This window comes from Pseudomonas paraglycinae, from assembly GCF_021601625.1.
Classification (GTDB): domain Bacteria; phylum Pseudomonadota; class Gammaproteobacteria; order Pseudomonadales; family Pseudomonadaceae; genus Aquipseudomonas; species Aquipseudomonas paraglycinae.
The window spans coordinates 1-15,491 of record NZ_BQHR01000011.1 but is presented as its reverse complement, the minus strand read 5'-3'; the positions used below and the strand labels follow the sequence as shown (position 1 = coordinate 15,491).

At 61.6% G+C, this 15,491-nt stretch carries 14 protein-coding genes; 8 read left to right on the top strand and 6 right to left on the bottom strand.

What is annotated here, in order from left to right; translation table 11 throughout:
* The first annotated feature begins 31 nt into the window (after positions 1–31).
* Positions 32–1,126: a dimethylsulfone monooxygenase SfnG gene (gene sfnG / locus L6D82_RS17395; protein ID WP_236190614.1), complete on the top strand. Its 1,095-nt coding sequence runs from the start codon at positions 32–34 to the stop codon at positions 1,124–1,126.
* A gap of 42 nt (positions 1,127–1,168) precedes the next feature.
* On the opposite strand, the gene L6D82_RS17390 is transcribed toward sfnG, so the two are convergent.
* Both L6D82_RS17390 and L6D82_RS17385 read right to left on the bottom strand, forming a co-directional pair.
* Positions 1,169–1,648 carry a nuclear transport factor 2 family protein gene (locus tag L6D82_RS17390; protein WP_085745578.1) on the bottom strand — a complete coding sequence of 160 codons (480 nt, stop codon included), beginning with the start codon at positions 1,646–1,648 and terminating at the stop codon, positions 1,169–1,171.
* Between the two features lie 53 nt (positions 1,649–1,701).
* A complete protein-coding gene (locus L6D82_RS17385; RefSeq protein ID WP_007951264.1) occupies positions 1,702–2,268 on the bottom strand; it encodes a TetR/AcrR family transcriptional regulator in 567 nt (188 codons plus the stop codon).
* Positions 2,269–2,524: 256 nt separating this feature from the next.
* Here L6D82_RS17385 and pssA point away from each other — a divergent pair, with 256 nt between their 5' ends.
* Positions 2,525–3,868, top strand: coding sequence for a CDP-diacylglycerol--serine O-phosphatidyltransferase (gene pssA, locus L6D82_RS17380; RefSeq protein WP_085687126.1), 1,344 nt, complete (start codon positions 2,525–2,527; stop codon positions 3,866–3,868).
* A 62-nt stretch (positions 3,869–3,930) separates the two neighbouring features.
* Here the strand turns inward: pssA and efeO (L6D82_RS17375) are convergent, their stop codons facing one another.
* Genes efeO (L6D82_RS17375) through efeU form a run of 4 tightly spaced genes read right to left on the bottom strand, consistent with a single transcriptional unit; the run spans position 3,931 to position 8,140 of the window.
* Positions 3,931–4,755: an iron uptake system protein EfeO gene (gene efeO / locus L6D82_RS17375; RefSeq protein ID WP_085687128.1), complete on the bottom strand. Its 825-nt coding sequence runs from the start codon at positions 4,753–4,755 to the stop codon at positions 3,931–3,933.
* Positions 4,756–4,776: 21 nt separating this feature from the next.
* A complete protein-coding gene (gene efeB / locus L6D82_RS17370; RefSeq protein WP_236190612.1) occupies positions 4,777–6,075 on the bottom strand; it encodes an iron uptake transporter deferrochelatase/peroxidase subunit in 1,299 nt (432 codons plus the stop codon).
* Between the two features lie 17 nt (positions 6,076–6,092).
* Complete coding sequence (efeO, locus tag L6D82_RS17365; protein WP_236190602.1) at positions 6,093–7,292, bottom strand: iron uptake system protein EfeO; 1,200 nt, start codon at positions 7,290–7,292, stop codon at positions 6,093–6,095.
* Positions 7,293–7,300: 8 nt separating this feature from the next.
* Entirely contained in the window at positions 7,301–8,140 is an 840-nt protein-coding gene (gene efeU, locus L6D82_RS17360; RefSeq protein WP_007951269.1) for an iron uptake transporter permease EfeU, read from the bottom strand.
* A gap of 179 nt (positions 8,141–8,319) precedes the next feature.
* Here efeU and L6D82_RS17355 point away from each other — a divergent pair, with 179 nt between their 5' ends.
* From L6D82_RS17355 to L6D82_RS17330, 6 genes are all read left to right on the top strand, one after another.
* Complete coding sequence (locus L6D82_RS17355; protein WP_236190600.1) at positions 8,320–9,336, top strand: AraC family transcriptional regulator; 1,017 nt, start codon at positions 8,320–8,322, stop codon at positions 9,334–9,336.
* A 217-nt stretch (positions 9,337–9,553) separates the two neighbouring features.
* On the top strand, positions 9,554–11,218 hold the full coding sequence (locus tag L6D82_RS17350) for an AMP-binding protein (RefSeq protein ID WP_236190598.1): 1,665 nt from the start codon (positions 9,554–9,556) through the stop codon (positions 11,216–11,218).
* A gap of 16 nt (positions 11,219–11,234) precedes the next feature.
* The gene (locus L6D82_RS17345) at positions 11,235–11,996 is read left to right on the top strand and encodes an SDR family NAD(P)-dependent oxidoreductase (RefSeq protein ID WP_236190596.1); all 762 of its coding nucleotides are present in this window, start codon (positions 11,235–11,237) and stop codon (positions 11,994–11,996) included.
* A gap of 12 nt (positions 11,997–12,008) precedes the next feature.
* Positions 12,009–13,199: an acetyl-CoA C-acyltransferase gene (locus L6D82_RS17340; RefSeq protein ID WP_007951273.1), complete on the top strand. Its 1,191-nt coding sequence runs from the start codon at positions 12,009–12,011 to the stop codon at positions 13,197–13,199.
* Positions 13,200–13,219: 20 nt separating this feature from the next.
* Complete coding sequence (locus tag L6D82_RS17335) at positions 13,220–14,347, top strand: acyl-CoA dehydrogenase (RefSeq protein ID WP_011334278.1); 1,128 nt, start codon at positions 13,220–13,222, stop codon at positions 14,345–14,347.
* Positions 14,348–14,361: 14 nt separating this feature from the next.
* Positions 14,362–15,135 carry an enoyl-CoA hydratase gene (locus L6D82_RS17330; protein WP_236190594.1) on the top strand — a complete coding sequence of 258 codons (774 nt, stop codon included), beginning with the start codon at positions 14,362–14,364 and terminating at the stop codon, positions 15,133–15,135.
* Positions 15,136–15,491: the final 356 nt, after the last annotated feature.

Below are 15,491 nucleotides of genomic sequence, written 5' to 3'. Positions count from 1 at the left end.
CACCTTCATCAACTGTCCCGAGGACACGCCAATGAGTCAGCAAGCCGTGAAATTTGCCTACTGGGTGCCGAACGTCAGCGGTGGCCTGGTGGTCAGCAAGATCGAGCAACGCACCGATTGGGGCATCGACTACAACCGCAAACTGGCGCAATTGGCCGAGGCGGCGGGTTTCGAATATGCCCTGACGCAAATCCGCTTCACCGCCGGTTACGGCGCCGAGTTTCAGCATGAATCGGTTGCCTTCAGCCACGCGCTGCTCGCGGCCACCAGCCAACTCAAAGTCATCGCCGCCATCTTGCCCGGCCCGTGGCAACCGGCGCTGGCGGCCAAACAATTGGCGACCATCGATCAACTCACCAACGGCCGGATTGCGGTGAACATCGTCAGCGGCTGGTTCAAGGGCGAATTCCAGGCGATTGGCGAGCATTGGCTGGAGCACGACGAGCGCTATCGTCGTTCTGAAGAGTTCATCCGTTCATTGCGAGGGATCTGGAGTCAGGACAACTTCACCTTCCGTGGCGATTTCTATCGCTTCGACAATTACAGCCTCAAACCGAAACCGCTGGGCTGCCCGGAAATCTTTCAGGGCGGCAGCTCCCGTGCCGCACGTGACATGGCGGCGCGGGTGTCGGATTGGTATTTCACTAACGGCAACAGCGTCGAGGGCATCAAGGCACAGGTCGACGACATTCGCGCCAAAGCGGCGGCAAACCATCATTCAGTAAAAATCGGGGTGAATGCTTTTGTGATCGCCCGAGATACCGAAGAAGAAGCCAAAGCGGTGCTGGCGCAGATCATCGATCAGGCTGACCCGGAAGCGGTGAATGCCTTCGGTGATGCAGCGAAACAGGCGGGCAGGGCGTCGCCGGAAGGTGAGGGCAACTGGGCCAAATCGACCTTTGAAGATCTGGTGCAGTACAACGACGGCTTCAAGACCAACCTGATCGGCACGCCGCAGCAGATTGCCGAGCGCATCGTCGCGTTGAAAGCGGTGGGGGTTGATCTGGTATTGGCGGGGTTCCTGCATTTTCAGGAAGAGGTGGAGTATTTCGGTCAGCGGGTGTTGCCGCTGGTGCGGGAACTTGAGGCTAAAGCGCAATCGGCCCGGACTGCCGAATTCGCCTGAAAATCCCTCCTGCACACTGTGCAGGAGGGATCGGCTACTTAATTACAGACCCAGCTCGGACAATCCCGGATGATCATCCGGGCGCCGGCCCAGCGGCCAGTGGAACTTGCGTTCGCTTTCCTTGATCGGCATGTCGTTGATGCAGGCGTAACGCTGGAACATCAGGCCGTTGTCGTCGAATTCCCAGTTCTCGTTGCCGTAGGAACGGAACCAGTTGCCCGAGTCGTCGTGCCACTCGTAGGCGTAGCGCACGGCGATGCGGGTGTCGGAGTAGGCCCAGAGTTCCTTGATCAGGCGGTAATCCAGTTCCTTGGCCCATTTGCGGGTCAGGAAAGCCTTGGCTTCTTCGCGGTTGTTGGCGAATTCGGCGCGGTTACGCCATTTGGTGTCCAGGGTGTAGGCCAGCGACACGCGCTCCGGGTCGCGGGAGTTCCAGCCATCCTCGGCCAGACGAACTTTTTCAATGGCCGATTCACGGTTGAACGGTGGCAATGGCGGACGAACTTCGGCTGCAGTAGACATGTTTGTCTCCCGATCTATTAACAGTTAAACAACTTGTCAGGCTTATTAAGGCGTTACAGGTCCAATAACTTTCGCGCCATGCATTGCGCATTATCGGCGGCACTGTGATCACCCATCACAAGCGCTACGGTAATGGCACCGTCAATCAGTATCAGCAGCTGTTTGGCCAACAGTTGCGGATCCTCGGCACCATGTTCGGTACACAGCTCGCACAGGTAGTCGAGCAGTTTCTGTTTGTGGTCTTTGGCGACTAGGCGAACCGGATCCTCGGGATCGCCGGTCTCACCGCTGGTGTTGATGAAGGCACAGCCCCGGAAACCTTCCGAGGCGAACCAGCCCTTGAGCACGGTAAACAGGTTGAGCAGACGATCGGCCGGGGTTTCGGCCTGATCGACGGCGCTTCTGTACCAGTGCATCCAGCGCACGTCTCGTCGTTGCAGGGCGGCGACGGTCAGCTCCTCCTTGTTGGCGAAGTAGCGGTAGATACTCTTTCTGGAAACGCCGGCGGTTTTCACCAGAAGATCCATACCGGTGGCAGCGATGCCACTTTTGTAGATCAACTTTTCGGTGACATCCAGAATGATGTCTCGGGTCGTGTCGTTGCTGGTGATTTCGTTCATGTGGCGAACAGTAGAACGATCGTTCTCCTTGGTCAAGCAGTTATTTTATGATCGCTCTCGCGTTCTACTTGATCGTTCCCACGCTCTGCGTGGGAATGCCTCAAGGGACGCTCTGCTTTCCAGCTCTGGAAGGGACGCGGAGCGTCCCGGGCTGCGTTCCCACGCAGAGCGTGGGAACGATCAATCAGGCGGGAAGACCCGAAGGAGTTGATGGTGTAAGCTCTCGGTTCTTCGGATTCGACCCATTGCGAGCCCTATGCCGTTGCTTTTCAAACGCTCTCTGCTGCCCAAACTGCGCAGCTTTCCGCTGACCGCCGAGGCCGTGACGATCCTGCCCGGCGCCGCCGATTTCCGCCGTTGCCTGCTGGAGAAAATCGCCCAGGCGACCCAGCGCATCTACCTTGTCGCGCTTTATCTGCAAAACGATGAAGCCGGCCAGGAAATCCTCGATGCCTTGCACGCCGCCAAACTCAAGCGTCCCGAGCTTGAAATCGCGGTGGTCGTCGACTGGCTGCGGGCCCAGCGCGGCTTGATCGGCGCCGGCAAACAGCCGGGCAACTCGGCGTGGTATCAGGAAATGACCCGCACCCACCAGAGCGTGGTGCCGGTCTACGGCGTGCCGGTGCAGACCCGCGAGTTGTTCGGCGTGCTGCACCTCAAAGGCTTCGTGATCGACGATTGCGTGGTCTACAGCGGTGCCAGCCTGAACAACGTCTACCTGCACAAGTTCGACAAGTACCGTTTCGACCGTTATCACGTGCTGCAAAGCCGCGAACTGGCGGACTCGATGCACCACCTGGTCAAGCACGGCCTGATCGAATCGAAAGCGGTGCATCGCCTTGACCTGCCGAACCTGCCGACCACCCGCAGCCTGCGCAACGACATCGGCGATCTGCGCAGCCGCCTCAAATACGCGGCGTATGACACCAGTGCCGGCAGCACGGCGCATACCGGTCTGTCGGTCAGTCCGTTGCTCGGCGTGGGCAAGAACAACCCGCTGAACCGGGTGATTCTGGAGCTGATCGCCAGCGCCCAGAAGCAGCTGACCATCTGCACGCCGTACTTCAACCTGCCGCTCGGCGTGATCCGCGAGATCAACCGGGCGCTGGCGCGCGGCGTGAAGATCGACATCGTGGTCGGCGACAAGACCGCCAACGACTTCTACATCCCGCCGACCGAGCCGTTCAAGGTGATCGCCGCGCTGCCGTATCTCTACGAGATCAGCCTGCGCCGTTTCGCCAAGCGTCATCAGCGCAACATCGACAGCGGCCAGTTGAACCTGCATCTGTGGCGTGAAGGCGACAACAGCTATCACCTCAAAGGCATGTGGATCGACCAGCGCTATACGCTGCTGACCGGCAACAACCTCAATCCGCGGGCGTTCCGTCTCGATCTGGAAAACGCCTTGCTGATCGATGACCCGAAAGGCGAGTGGCTCGAGCCGCGCCGTGCGGAGCTGGAGAACATCTTCGTTCACACCACGCGAATCGCACGTTTCCAAGATCTGGAAGCTTTGCCGGATTACCCGGCGGGCGTGGCCAAGTTCCTCAAGCGCGTGAGCCGGGTGCGAGTCGAGCGGTTGCTCTATCGCATTCTCTAAAACCGGCCCACAAAAAATCCCCCGAACGCAGCAAGCGTCCGGGGGATTTTTTATGCGCGGACTCAGTTCAGCCCGAGTTTGCCACGCAATGTCGACAGGTCTTCCGCCAGGGTATTGACCGGGCCGACCAGCGCCTTGCGGTCGTTGTCCTTCACCTTGTCGTAAGTCTCGAAACCACCGTCCTTGGTCTTGTACTTGGCCAGGATCTTGTCCACGGTGGCGAAGTTCTTGTCGACTTTGGCAACGAAGGCCTTGTCCTGTTTCTCGATCTGCGGACGGAACAGGTCGACGATTTTCTTCGCGCCGTCGATGTTGCCCTGGAAGTCGTACAGGTCAGTGTGGCTGTAGCGGTCTTCTTCACCGGAGATCTTGGTTGCGGCGACTTCTTCGAGCAGCGCAGCGGCGCCGCCGACGACTTTTTCCGGCGGGAAGGTCAGGCCGGCGACGCGGGTCTGCAGGTCCTTCACGTCCTTGTTCAGGCCATCGGCCAGGGCGTCCAGATCCTTGGTGCTCTTTTCCGAGAACAGCGAGTATTCGATGCGGTGGAAACCGGTGAAGTCTTCGGCTTTCACGCCTTGCTCGTGGTCGTCGACGCGGGAGTCGATGGACGCGTCTAGGTCACTGAACAGCTCGGCGATCGGCTCGATCGACTCGTAATAGACGCGGGTCGGTGCGTAGAGCTTCTGTGCGGTCGCCAGGTCGCCTTTTTTCACCGCGTCGGTGAACTGCTGGGTGTGGCTGGCCAGTTCATCCAGTTGTTCGGTGACGTAGATCTTGTAGTCCGACACCGGCCCCACCAGATCCAGAGGCGCGGTCGCGGCGAACGCCGACAGCGGGGTGTTGAGCAAACCTAGGGTGAGCAATAACGCAAGTGGCGTCTTTTTCATGGGGGCGGCTCCTGTTGAATGCTATGCAGTTGTTTTTGGTTGAGTAGCGTTGAGCAGCGAGCGACCAATGAAATCCTTGTCGCCCGTGACACCCGGCAGGGTGAAGAAGTAACCGCCGCCGACCGGCTTGAGGTATTCCTCCAGCGGCTCGCCGTTGAGGCGGGTCTGCACGGTGATGAAGCCTTTTTCCAGGTCGGCCTGGTAGCAGATGAACAGCAGGCCCATGTCGAGCTGGCCATTCTTGTTCACGCCGTTGGAGTAGTTGAACGGACGGCGCAGGATCAAGTTGGTCTGGCTCACGGCGGTGCGCGGGTTGGCCAGGCGGATATGCGCGTCGAGCTTGGTCAGCTTGCCTTCCGGGTCCTTGCTGTAATCCGGGACTTCGGTTTCATGGCTGGCGCCCATTGGCGCGCCGGTGGTTTTGACCCGGCCGATGATGCTTTCCTGTTCCTGCAATGGCGTGCGGTCCCAGCGTTCGACGAAGTTGCGGATGATCCGCACCGCCTGATAACTGCCGTGGGCCGCCCAGGCCGGTTCGTCGCTGCCCGGTTGCACCCAGACGATGCGGTCCATGGCCTTGCCGTCGTTGGAATCCGGGTTGGCCGAACCGTCACGGAAACCCAGAAAGTTGCGCGCCGATTGCGCCGGCACACCGGGTTTGGCAGGGGCTTGCGGCGGCACGCTGCCTTCCTGTTTCCAGCGCACCAGCAGCAGGTCCGGCAGGTTTTTCACGATGTCGCGCAGGGCGTGGATGTTGGTGTCGGCGGTGTTGGAGCAGAACTGCAGGCTCAGGTCGCCGTGGCAGCAATCGGCTTCCAGCGCATCGTTAGGGAAACCGACCATGCGCACCAGACGCTTGGGTTTGGCGGACGCGAGGCCGAAACGCTCATCAAACAACGATTCGCCGACGGACACGGTGATGGTCAGGTTGTCCGGCGTCACCACCGGGCCGAGGATTCCGGAATCCGGCGGCGGCAACTTCGGATCGATCTGCGCCACCGGGCCGCCCTTCATCAGGAATGAGATGCGCTCGTTGAGGGTGCGGAACAGCCGCTCCAGGTCTTCACGGTCGCTGGCCAGCACATCGAACGACACCAGCATGCCGGCCGCCGGACGCGGGGTGACGATGCCAGTCTGGTGCACGCCATGGAAATCGTGGTGATCCTGGGTCTTGTCGCTGCTCGGCGCTTCGGTGACTTGCGCAGGGGCGGCGGCCATCGCCGGGCAGCTCAGGGCAGTACCGGCCAGTGCGACGCCGGCGGCGCCCATGCCCATCAGTACGCGGCGACGTTGCAGGTTGAAGTGTTCGGAATCGTTCATCGGTATTCGTCTTCTGCTTACAGGCCGGAGAGGCCGAGGGCGGGATCAATGGCGTCGAGGGCGTCGGCCAGGGCCTTGGCCTTGTCGGCGATCTGCTTGCGTTGCTCACCGTTGACGGTGTCGTAACTGGCGTAGCCGTCCTTGACCTTGAAGCCGTTCAGCGTGGTATCGAAATCAGCCAGCGCACTGTCGATTTTCGGCATCAGGTCGGCGGCGGATTTGCTCAGCAGCGGGCGCAGCAGTTCGACGACTTTGTGCGCGGTTTCCTGATTGGCCGCGAAGCCGTTGAGATCGCTGTGGCTGTAGCGTTCCTCTTCGCCGCTGGCGGCGCGCACGTCGGCGAGGGTATTGAGGTTGCGCACGACGATTTCCACCAGTTGCTGCGGCGGCAGCGACTGGGCCAGCAGCTGTTGTTTCAGGGTGGTGACGTTGTCGAGCAAGCCTTGGGCAATGGGCGTCAGATCATCGAGTTTGCGTTGCTGGAACAGCGCGTATTCGAGACGGTGGAAACCGACGAAGGCCGGATCCTGCTCGCGTTTTTCGAAGTAATCGGCGCGGGCGTTGATGCTGTTGTCCAGCTCCGCCAGACGTTGTGCGGCGGGGGCCAGACGCTGATACGCGGCGCGGGTCGGCAAATACAAAGCCTGGGCCTGGGCCAGATCGCCGCTGTCGATGGCTTGATTCAGCGCCGTCACGGCTTTGATCAGCGCGCTGCTCTGGCTGGCCAGATACACGCGGAACTCCGACAGCGGCCCGACGAAGGCAACCATCGAAGGCTTGGCCTTGGCGGCGGCATCCGAAGCGGCGGTCGGCGTCACGTGCAGCGTGCCGCGCGGGTTGCTCAGCAGGCCGCAAGTGATGGCGTAATCGCCGGGTTGCAGGTTGGCGTTGATTACCTGGCTCAGGCCCGGGGCGATGTTCTCGCGTTCTTCGATCACCAGCACGCCGTCGAGGATTTCCCATTCCACCGCCCGGTCGGAGCGGTTGACGATGCGAAAGCTGGCGTGGCCGGCCGGCACCGTCAGGGCGTTCGGCTCGCAACTGTGCGGATGGATGTTCACCACCACTTCGTCGCGGTTGTGCTGACGTTTGGCCGCGGCCATTTTCGAGGCGTAGTAGAACAGGCCACCGGCGGCGATCATCACGACCACCGAACCGGCGACCGCCCAGCGCAAGGCGCGGGGAGGCGAGGCCTGAGGAATATTAGGCTTTGACATGAAGGCCCTTATTGGCTGGAAACGGAAGACGATTGGGCAGCGGGCTTGGGCGCCGGCATGAAGAACATGACCAGCGCCACCAGCAGATAAATCAGGTACGCGCCGAGGGTGCTGACGGTCGGTGCATCCTGATAACCGAACATGCCGGCCAGCACCGAGCCCAGCGGGCCATCCATCGGCAGCGTCGCGCTGAAGTCGAAGAGCACGGTTTGCAGGTGGTTCCACACCCCGGCCTCATGCAGGGCCTGTACCGAGTTGGCGAGAATCCCGGCGGCAACCACGAGGATGAACAGCCCGGTCCAGCGGAAGAACGCCGACAGGTTCAAACGCATGCTGCCGCTGTAGATCAGGAAGCCGACGATGATCGCCAGGATCAGGCCGAGCAGGGCGCCGATCGGCGCGGCCGGGCCTTCGCTCTGCTGGAACACGGCGAGCAGGAAGAACACGGTTTCCAGACCTTCCCGGGCCACGGCGAAAAACACCATGGCGATCAGCGCGATGACCTGATGCTTTGACGCGGTCAGCGCGTGATCGAGGGAGGCTTGCAGCGAATGCTTGATCGAACGCGCCACCTTGCGCATCCAGAACACCATCGAACTGAGAATGCCCACGGCCACCAGCCCGACCACGCCTTCGAACAGTTCCTGCTGTTTTTGCGGGAATTCGGCGCTGACCAGCTCCAGGCCACCGCCGACCAGCAACGCCAGCGCAGCAGCGAGGAACACTCCGATCCACACCGCCGGCATCCACTGGCCACGGCCGGTCTGTTGCAGGTAGCTGGCGATGATGCCAACGATCAGCGCGGCTTCGATGCCTTCGCGCAACATGATCAAAAAGGGAACGAGCATTCGACGATCACTGTGTAACGAAATGAGGTTACAAGTTGTAACATAATGAAAGTCATTCTCACATGGCATTCATTGACATTTAGCTGAACCGGAGCTGAACGAGTCTGAACATCCACGCCACCGAGCCAGCTGCGCTAAGATGCCCGCCACTCGAACAACAACAGGATTGCGCGCGTTCCATGTCGGAAAAAGACACCATCGCCATTCAACTGGTGCGCGAGGCACTGCTGCAAAGTTGTGCCCTGGGCGTGGCCACGGAAGAAGTCTTGAGCAAGGTCGGGATCGATCCGGCGTTGCTGGCCACCGACGACGCCCGCGTCCCGGCCAGCCAGTACGCGCGGTTGTGGCGCCTGTTGGCGCGGCGCGGCGATGACGAGTTCTTCGGCATGGACCCGCGCAAGCTGAAATCCGGCAGCCTGGAATTCCTCTGCCGCAGCGCGATGGCCCAGCCGAACCTGGCCGCTGGGTTGAGCACCGGGTTGAATTTCCTGTCGTTGATGCTCGAGCGCCTGCCGGCGCAACTGGTGCATCAGCAGAGTCTGGCGGAAATCGTGCTGCTGGAAGACGACCCGGAACCGCGCCGCGCCTTCACCTATTTCACTTACTGGATGATCGTCCACGGCGTGGCGTGCTGGCTGGCGGGGCGGCGAATTCCGATCCTGGCCATCGAGCTGCGCGGCCCGGCGCCGGATTTCTGTGATGACTATCGGGTGATGTTCTCGGAGAACCTGCGTTTCGACCGGCCGCGCACGCGGATGATCTTCGCCGCCGACGTGCTGGATCTGCCGATCAAGCGCAGCGCCGAGGAATTGAAGCGCTTTCTGGCCCATGCCCCGGCCAACATTCTGGTGAAGTACCGCGACCCGGAAAGCCTTGCGAGCCGGATCAAGCAGGATCTGCGGCAATTATCCGCAGATAAGTGGCCGGAAACCGACGCGCTGGCCCAGCAGTTGTGCATGTCGGCCTCGACCCTGCGCCGGCGTCTGGCGGAAGAAGGGCAGACCTATCAGGGCCTCAAGGACAGCGTGCGCAAGGAACTGGCGATTACCTGGCTGGCGGAGCCTTCGATCAGTTTTGCCGAGATCGCCACGCGGCTGGGGTTTGCCGATGCAAGCTCGTTCTACAAGGCGTTTCGCAAGTGGTCGGGGACCAATCCTGGGCACTATCGCACCTTGATCCTCAACGAAGCGGTCTGATCCACCGCTGACTCACCGCCCACCGCCAACTCTCGTTCCCACGCAGAGCGTGGGAACGGCCATCGCGCTCGGCGTGGGAGCGATCAAAGTCCGGAACCTTGGCCAAACCAGTCATCCACTTTGAGGGCTTTGACCATTGCCGCAGACGGCGTGCGGCGCGAGTATTCCTCTGTTGTTTACGGTTCCCCAACCTAATAAGAACAGAGGGATTCTGGCAATGCGCGATTACTTGTCTGCCACCAAACAGTTTGATTATCAGCACACCGTGGACGCCGCCCTCAGCGGCTCGCTCGAGGCGCTCAACGCCTGCGTCGAATGTTGTGACCGCCACGCCTTGCCGGGGCGTATCGCGCTGTTCTGGGAAGGCCGCGACGGCGCCAGTGCGACGTATACCTTCAGCGACCTGCAGGACAAAGCCGCGCGTTTCGCCAATTTCCTTCTCGCCCAGGGCGTGCAGAAGGGCGACAAGGTCGCCGGCCTGCTGCCACGCAATATCGAATTGCTGATCACCGTGTTCGCCACCTGGCGCATCGGCGCGGTCTATCAACCGCTGTTCACCGCGTTTGGCCCGAAAGCCCTCGAACATCGCCTGAACAGCTCCGGCGCCAAAGTCGTGGTGACCGACGCCGCCAACCGGCCGAAACTCAGCGAAGTCGCCGACTGTCCGACGCTGGTCACCGTTGGCGGCCCGAAAGGCCAGGGCATCGTCCGTGGCGATTTCAGTTTCTGGGCCGAGCTGCCCAACCATTCCAATGTCTGCGAACCGCTGATGCTGACTGGCGAAGACCCGTTCCTGCTGATGTTCACCTCGGGCACCACCGGCCCATCGAAAGCGCTGTCGGTGCCGCTCAAGGCCATCGTCGCGTTCCAGAGCTACACCCGCGATGCCGTGGATCTGCGTCCGGAAGATGCATTCTGGAACGTCGCCGATCCGGGCTGGGCCTATGGCATCTATTTCGGCGTGACCGGCCCGTTGTCGATGGGCCATCCCATCACGTTCTATGATGGCCCGTTCACCTTCGAAAGCACCTGCCGGGTGATCAACAAATATGGCATCACCAACCTCACCGGTTCGCCCACGGCGTATCGCCTGCTGATTGCCGGCGGCGATGAGTTCGCCAAGTCGATCAAGGGCAAGTTGCGCATCGTCAGCAGCGCCGGCGAGCCGTTGAACCCGGAAGTGATTCGCTGGTTCGCCGACAACCTCGGCGTGGTCATTCACGACCATTACGGCCAGACCGAACTGGGCATGGTCCTGTGCAACCACCACGGTCTCGAACATCCGATCCACCTCGGCGCTGCCGGTTTCGCCTCGCCGGGTCATCGCATCGTGGTGCTCGACGAGCAGTACAACGAACTCGGCGTCGGCCAGCCCGGCATCCTCGCCATTGATCGCACGCAGTCGCCAATGTGCTGGTTCGCCGGTTACCAAGGCGCGCCAACCAAAGCCTTCGTCGGCAATTACTACCTGAGCGGCGACACCGTCGAGTGGAACCCGGACGGCAGCATCAGCTTCGTCGGCCGCAGCGATGACGTGATCACCACGTCCGGCTACCGGGTCGGCCCGTTCGACGTGGAAAGCGCACTGATCGAACACCCGGCCGTCGTCGAGGCAGCAGTGGTCGGCAAGCCCGATCCGGAGCGCACCGAACTGGTGAAAGCTTTCGTCGTGCTCAACCCGCAATACCGCGCGGAACCTGCGCTGGCCGAAGAACTGCGCCAACACGTGCGCAAACGTCTGGCCGCGCATTCGTACCCCCGTGAAATCGAATTTGTCAGCGAGTTGCCGAAAACCCCGAGCGGCAAATTGCAGCGCTTTATCTTGCGCAACCAGGAAATCGCCAAGGCTCAAGAGGCCGCGGCGCACAACGTTTCAGCTTGAATCCAAGGAAACAGTCATGCAGATCGAAAACAAGGTTTTTATCGTCACCGGCGGCGCATCCGGCCTGGGTGCCGCCACCGCTGAATTGCTGGTGAGCGCCGGCGCCAAAGTGATGCTGGTGGACATGAACGCCGACGCCGTCGCCGCCCAGGCCCAACGCCTCGGCGCGCAGAGCGTGGTCGCCGACATCAGCAACGAAGCCGCCGCCGAGGCCGCCGTGCAGGCAACGGTAAAAGCCTTCGGCAGCCTGAATGGTCTGGTGAACTGCGCCGGCATCGTTCGCGGCGAGAAAATCCTCGGCAAAAACGGCCCGCACGCCTTGTCCAGTTTCGCTCAAGTAATCAACGTCAACCTGATCGGCAGCTTCAACATACTGCGTCTGGCAGCGGCGGCGATTGCCGAAAGCGAAGCCAATGCCGACGGCGAGCGCGGCGTGATCATCAACACCGCATCGGTTGCGGCGTTCGATGGCCAGATCGGCCAGGCGGCGTACTCTGCGTCCAAAGGCGCGATCGCCAGCCTGACCCTGCCTGCCGCCCGTGAACTGGCGCGCTTCGGCATCCGCGTGATGACCATCGCCCCGGGCATTTTCGAAACCCCGATGATGGCCGGCATGACCCCGGAAGTGCGCGACTCGCTGGCCGCCGGCGTGCCGTTCCCGCCGCGTCTGGGCAAACCTGCCGAGTACGCCGCGCTGGTGCGGCATATCATTGAAAACAGCATGCTCAACGGCGAGGTGATCCGTCTCGACGGTGCCTTGCGCATGGCCGCCAAGTAAGGAGGATTTCCCATGACCATCTCCAACGATCCGATTGTCATCGTCAGCGCCGTCCGCACCCCGATGGGCGGTTTTCAGGGCGAACTGAAAAGCCTGACCGCGCCACAACTCGGCGCGGCGGCGATCAAGGCTGCGGTTGAACGTGCCGGTGTGGCCGCCGATGCGGTCGATGAAGTGTTGTTCGGCTGCGTGTTGCCGGCCGGTCTCGGCCAGGCGCCTGCGCGTCAGGCTGCGCTGGGCGCCGGGCTGGATAAATCCACCCGCTGCACCACGGTCAACAAGATGTGCGGTTCGGGTATGGAAACCACGATTCTGGCCCACGACATGCTGCTGGCTGGTAGCGCCGATGTGGTGATCGCCGGCGGCATGGAAAGCATGTCGAACTCGCCGTATCTGTTGGACCGCGCCCGCGCCGGTTACCGCATGGGGCACGGCCGGGTGCTGGATTCGATGTTCCTCGACGGCCTCGAAGACGCCTACGACAAGGGCCGCCTGATGGGCACCTTCGCCGAGGATTGCGCTGAAACCAACGACTTCAGCCGTGAGGCTCAGGACGCTTTCGCCATTGCCTCGACCACCCGCGCCCAGCAGGCGATCAAGGACGGCAGCTTCAAGGCCGAGATCGTTCCGCTGACCGTGACCGTCGGCAAAGAACAGGTTGTGATCAGCAACGACGAGCAGCCGCCAAAAGCCAAACTGGACAAGATCGCCTCGCTGAAACCGGCGTTCCGCGAGGGCGGCACCGTGACCGCAGCCAACTCCAGCTCGATCTCCGACGGCGCCGCTGCACTGGTGCTGATGCGTCAGTCGCAAGCGCAGAAACAGGGTCTGAAACCGCTGGCGGTGATTCACGGCCACGCAGCCTTCGCTGACACCCCGGGCCTGTTCCCGGTGGCGCCGATTGGCGCGATCAAGAAGCTGATGAAGAAAACCGGCTGGTCGCTGGATCAGGTCGATCTGTTTGAAGTCAACGAAGCCTTCGCCGTGGTCGGCATGGCGGCGATGACCCACCTGGAAATCCCTCACGACAAGCTCAACATCCACGGCGGCGCCTGCGCCCTGGGCCATCCGATTGGTGCGTCCGGCGCGCGGATTCTGGTGACTTTGCTCTCGGCCCTGCGCCAGAAGGGCCTGAAGCGCGGCGTCGCGGCGATCTGCATCGGCGGCGGCGAAGCCACGGCGATGGCCGTCGAGTGCGTCTGAACCCGAGTTAAGGATTTGCCATGATTCCCAATGACGACCAGCAACAAATCCGCGACATGGCCCGGCAGTTTGCCGAGGAACGGCTGAAACCGTTCGCCGCCGAGTGGGATCGCGAGCACCGCTTCCCGAAAGAAGCCATCGGCGAAATGGCCGGGCTGGGCTTCTTCGGCATGCTGGTGCCGGAGCAGTGGGGCGGTTGCGACACCGGTTACCTGGCCTACGCCATGGCCCTGGAAGAAATCGCCGCCGGCGACGGCGCCTGCTCGACGATCATGAGCGTGCACAACTCAGTGGGTTGCGTGCCAATCCTCAAGTTCGGCAACGACGACCAGCGTGAGCGCTTCCTCAAGCCGCTGGCCAGCGGCGAAATGCTCGGCGCTTTCGCGTTGACCGAACCACAGGCCGGTTCCGACGCCAGCAGCCTGAAAACCCGTGCACGCCTTGAAGGCGATCACTACGTGCTCAATGGCTGCAAACAGTTCATCACCTCCGGGCAGAACGCCGGGATCGTGATCGTGTTTGCCGTCACCGACCCGAGCGCCGGCAAGCGCGGGATCAGCGCTTTCATCGTGCCGACCGATTCGCCGGGCTACAAAGTCGCCCGCGTCGAAGACAAGCTCGGCCAGCACGCCTCGGACACCTGCCAGATTCTGTTCGAAGACGTGAAAGTGCCGGTGGCCAACCGGTTGGGCGAGGAGGGCGAGGGCTACAAGATCGCCCTGGCCAACCTCGAAGGCGGCCGTGTCGGCATCGCTTCGCAATCGGTGGGCATGGCCCGCGCCGCGTTCGAAGCCGCCCGTGATTACGCCCGCGAGCGTGACACCTTCGGCAAGCCGATCATCGAACATCAGGCTGTCGCATTCCGCCTCGCGGACATGGCGACCCAGATCGCAGTAGCACGGCAGATGGTGCACTACGCCGCCGCCCTGCGTGACAGCGGTCAGCCGGCGCTGGTTGAAGCGTCGATGGCCAAACTGTTCGCCTCGGAAATGGCCGAAAAGGTCTGCTCCATGGCATTGCAAACCCTTGGCGGTTACGGTTACCTCAACGACTTCCCGCTGGAGCGCATCTACCGCGACGTGCGGGTCTGCCAGATCTACGAAGGCACCAGCGACATTCAACGCATGGTCATTTCGCGCAATCTTTGAGAAGGAATCTGCACATGAGTTATGAAACGATTTTGCTGGAAACCCATGGCCGCGTCGGCCTGATCACCCTCAATCGCCCGCAGGCGCTGAATGCCCTCAACGCGCAACTGGTCAGCGAAGTGAACCGCGCGCTCGATGGATTTGAAGCCGACGCGAACATTGGCTGCATCGTCATCACCGGTTCGACCAAAGCCTTTGCCGCCGGCGCCGACATCAAGGAAATGGCCGATCTGACCTACCCGCAGATCTACATGGACGACCTGTTCAGCGACAGCGATCGCGTGGCCAACCGCCGCAAGCCGATCATCGCAGCGGTCAACGGTTTTGCCCTCGGCGGCGGCTGTGAGCTGGCGCTGATGTGCGACTTCATCCTGGCCGGCGACAACGCCAAATTCGGCCAGCCGGAAATTAACCTCGGCGTGCTGCCGGGCATGGGCGGCACCCAGCGTCTGACCCGCGCCGTGGGCAAGGCCAAGGCCATGGAAATGTGCCTGAGCGGCCGCATGATCGACGCGGTGGAAGCCGAGCGCTGCGGCATTGTTGCGCGGATCGTGCCGAGTGCCGAGTTGCTGGATGAGGCGCTGAAAGTCGCTGCAGTGATCGCCAGCAAATCGCTGCCGATTGCGATGATGGTCAAGGAAAGCGTCAACCGCGCGTTCGAAGTGAACCTGACTGAAGGCGTGCGATTCGAGCGCCGGGTGTTCCATGCGGCGTTTGCGACGCAGGATCAGAAGGAAGGGATGGCGGCGTTTGTGGCTAAGCGGCCTGCTAAATTTCAAGGCAAATAACGCGGCGCCCTCAAAAGCCCCCTCACCCTAACCCTCTCCCAAAGGGAGAGGGGACTGACCGAGTTGTTTTCGGGAGTTGCACCGACCTGAGCTACCGAGTTGAACTCAGGCTTGAATAGCGCGGGATTGGTGTCTTCGTTTGGCAATTCCATAATCGACCGGGATGTTTCAGGTCGATGTCAGACCTGAGACACCTCGGTCGGCTCCCTCTCCCTCCGGGAGAGGGCTGGGGTGGGTAAAGACCGGGTACATCCTTTACGTTTGAGACCGGGGACATGGTTTACAGGTATCAATCATGGTCAGGAGGTGCTGACCATGCCCTGGAATCAAGAGTCCCCGATGGATCAACGAGTGAA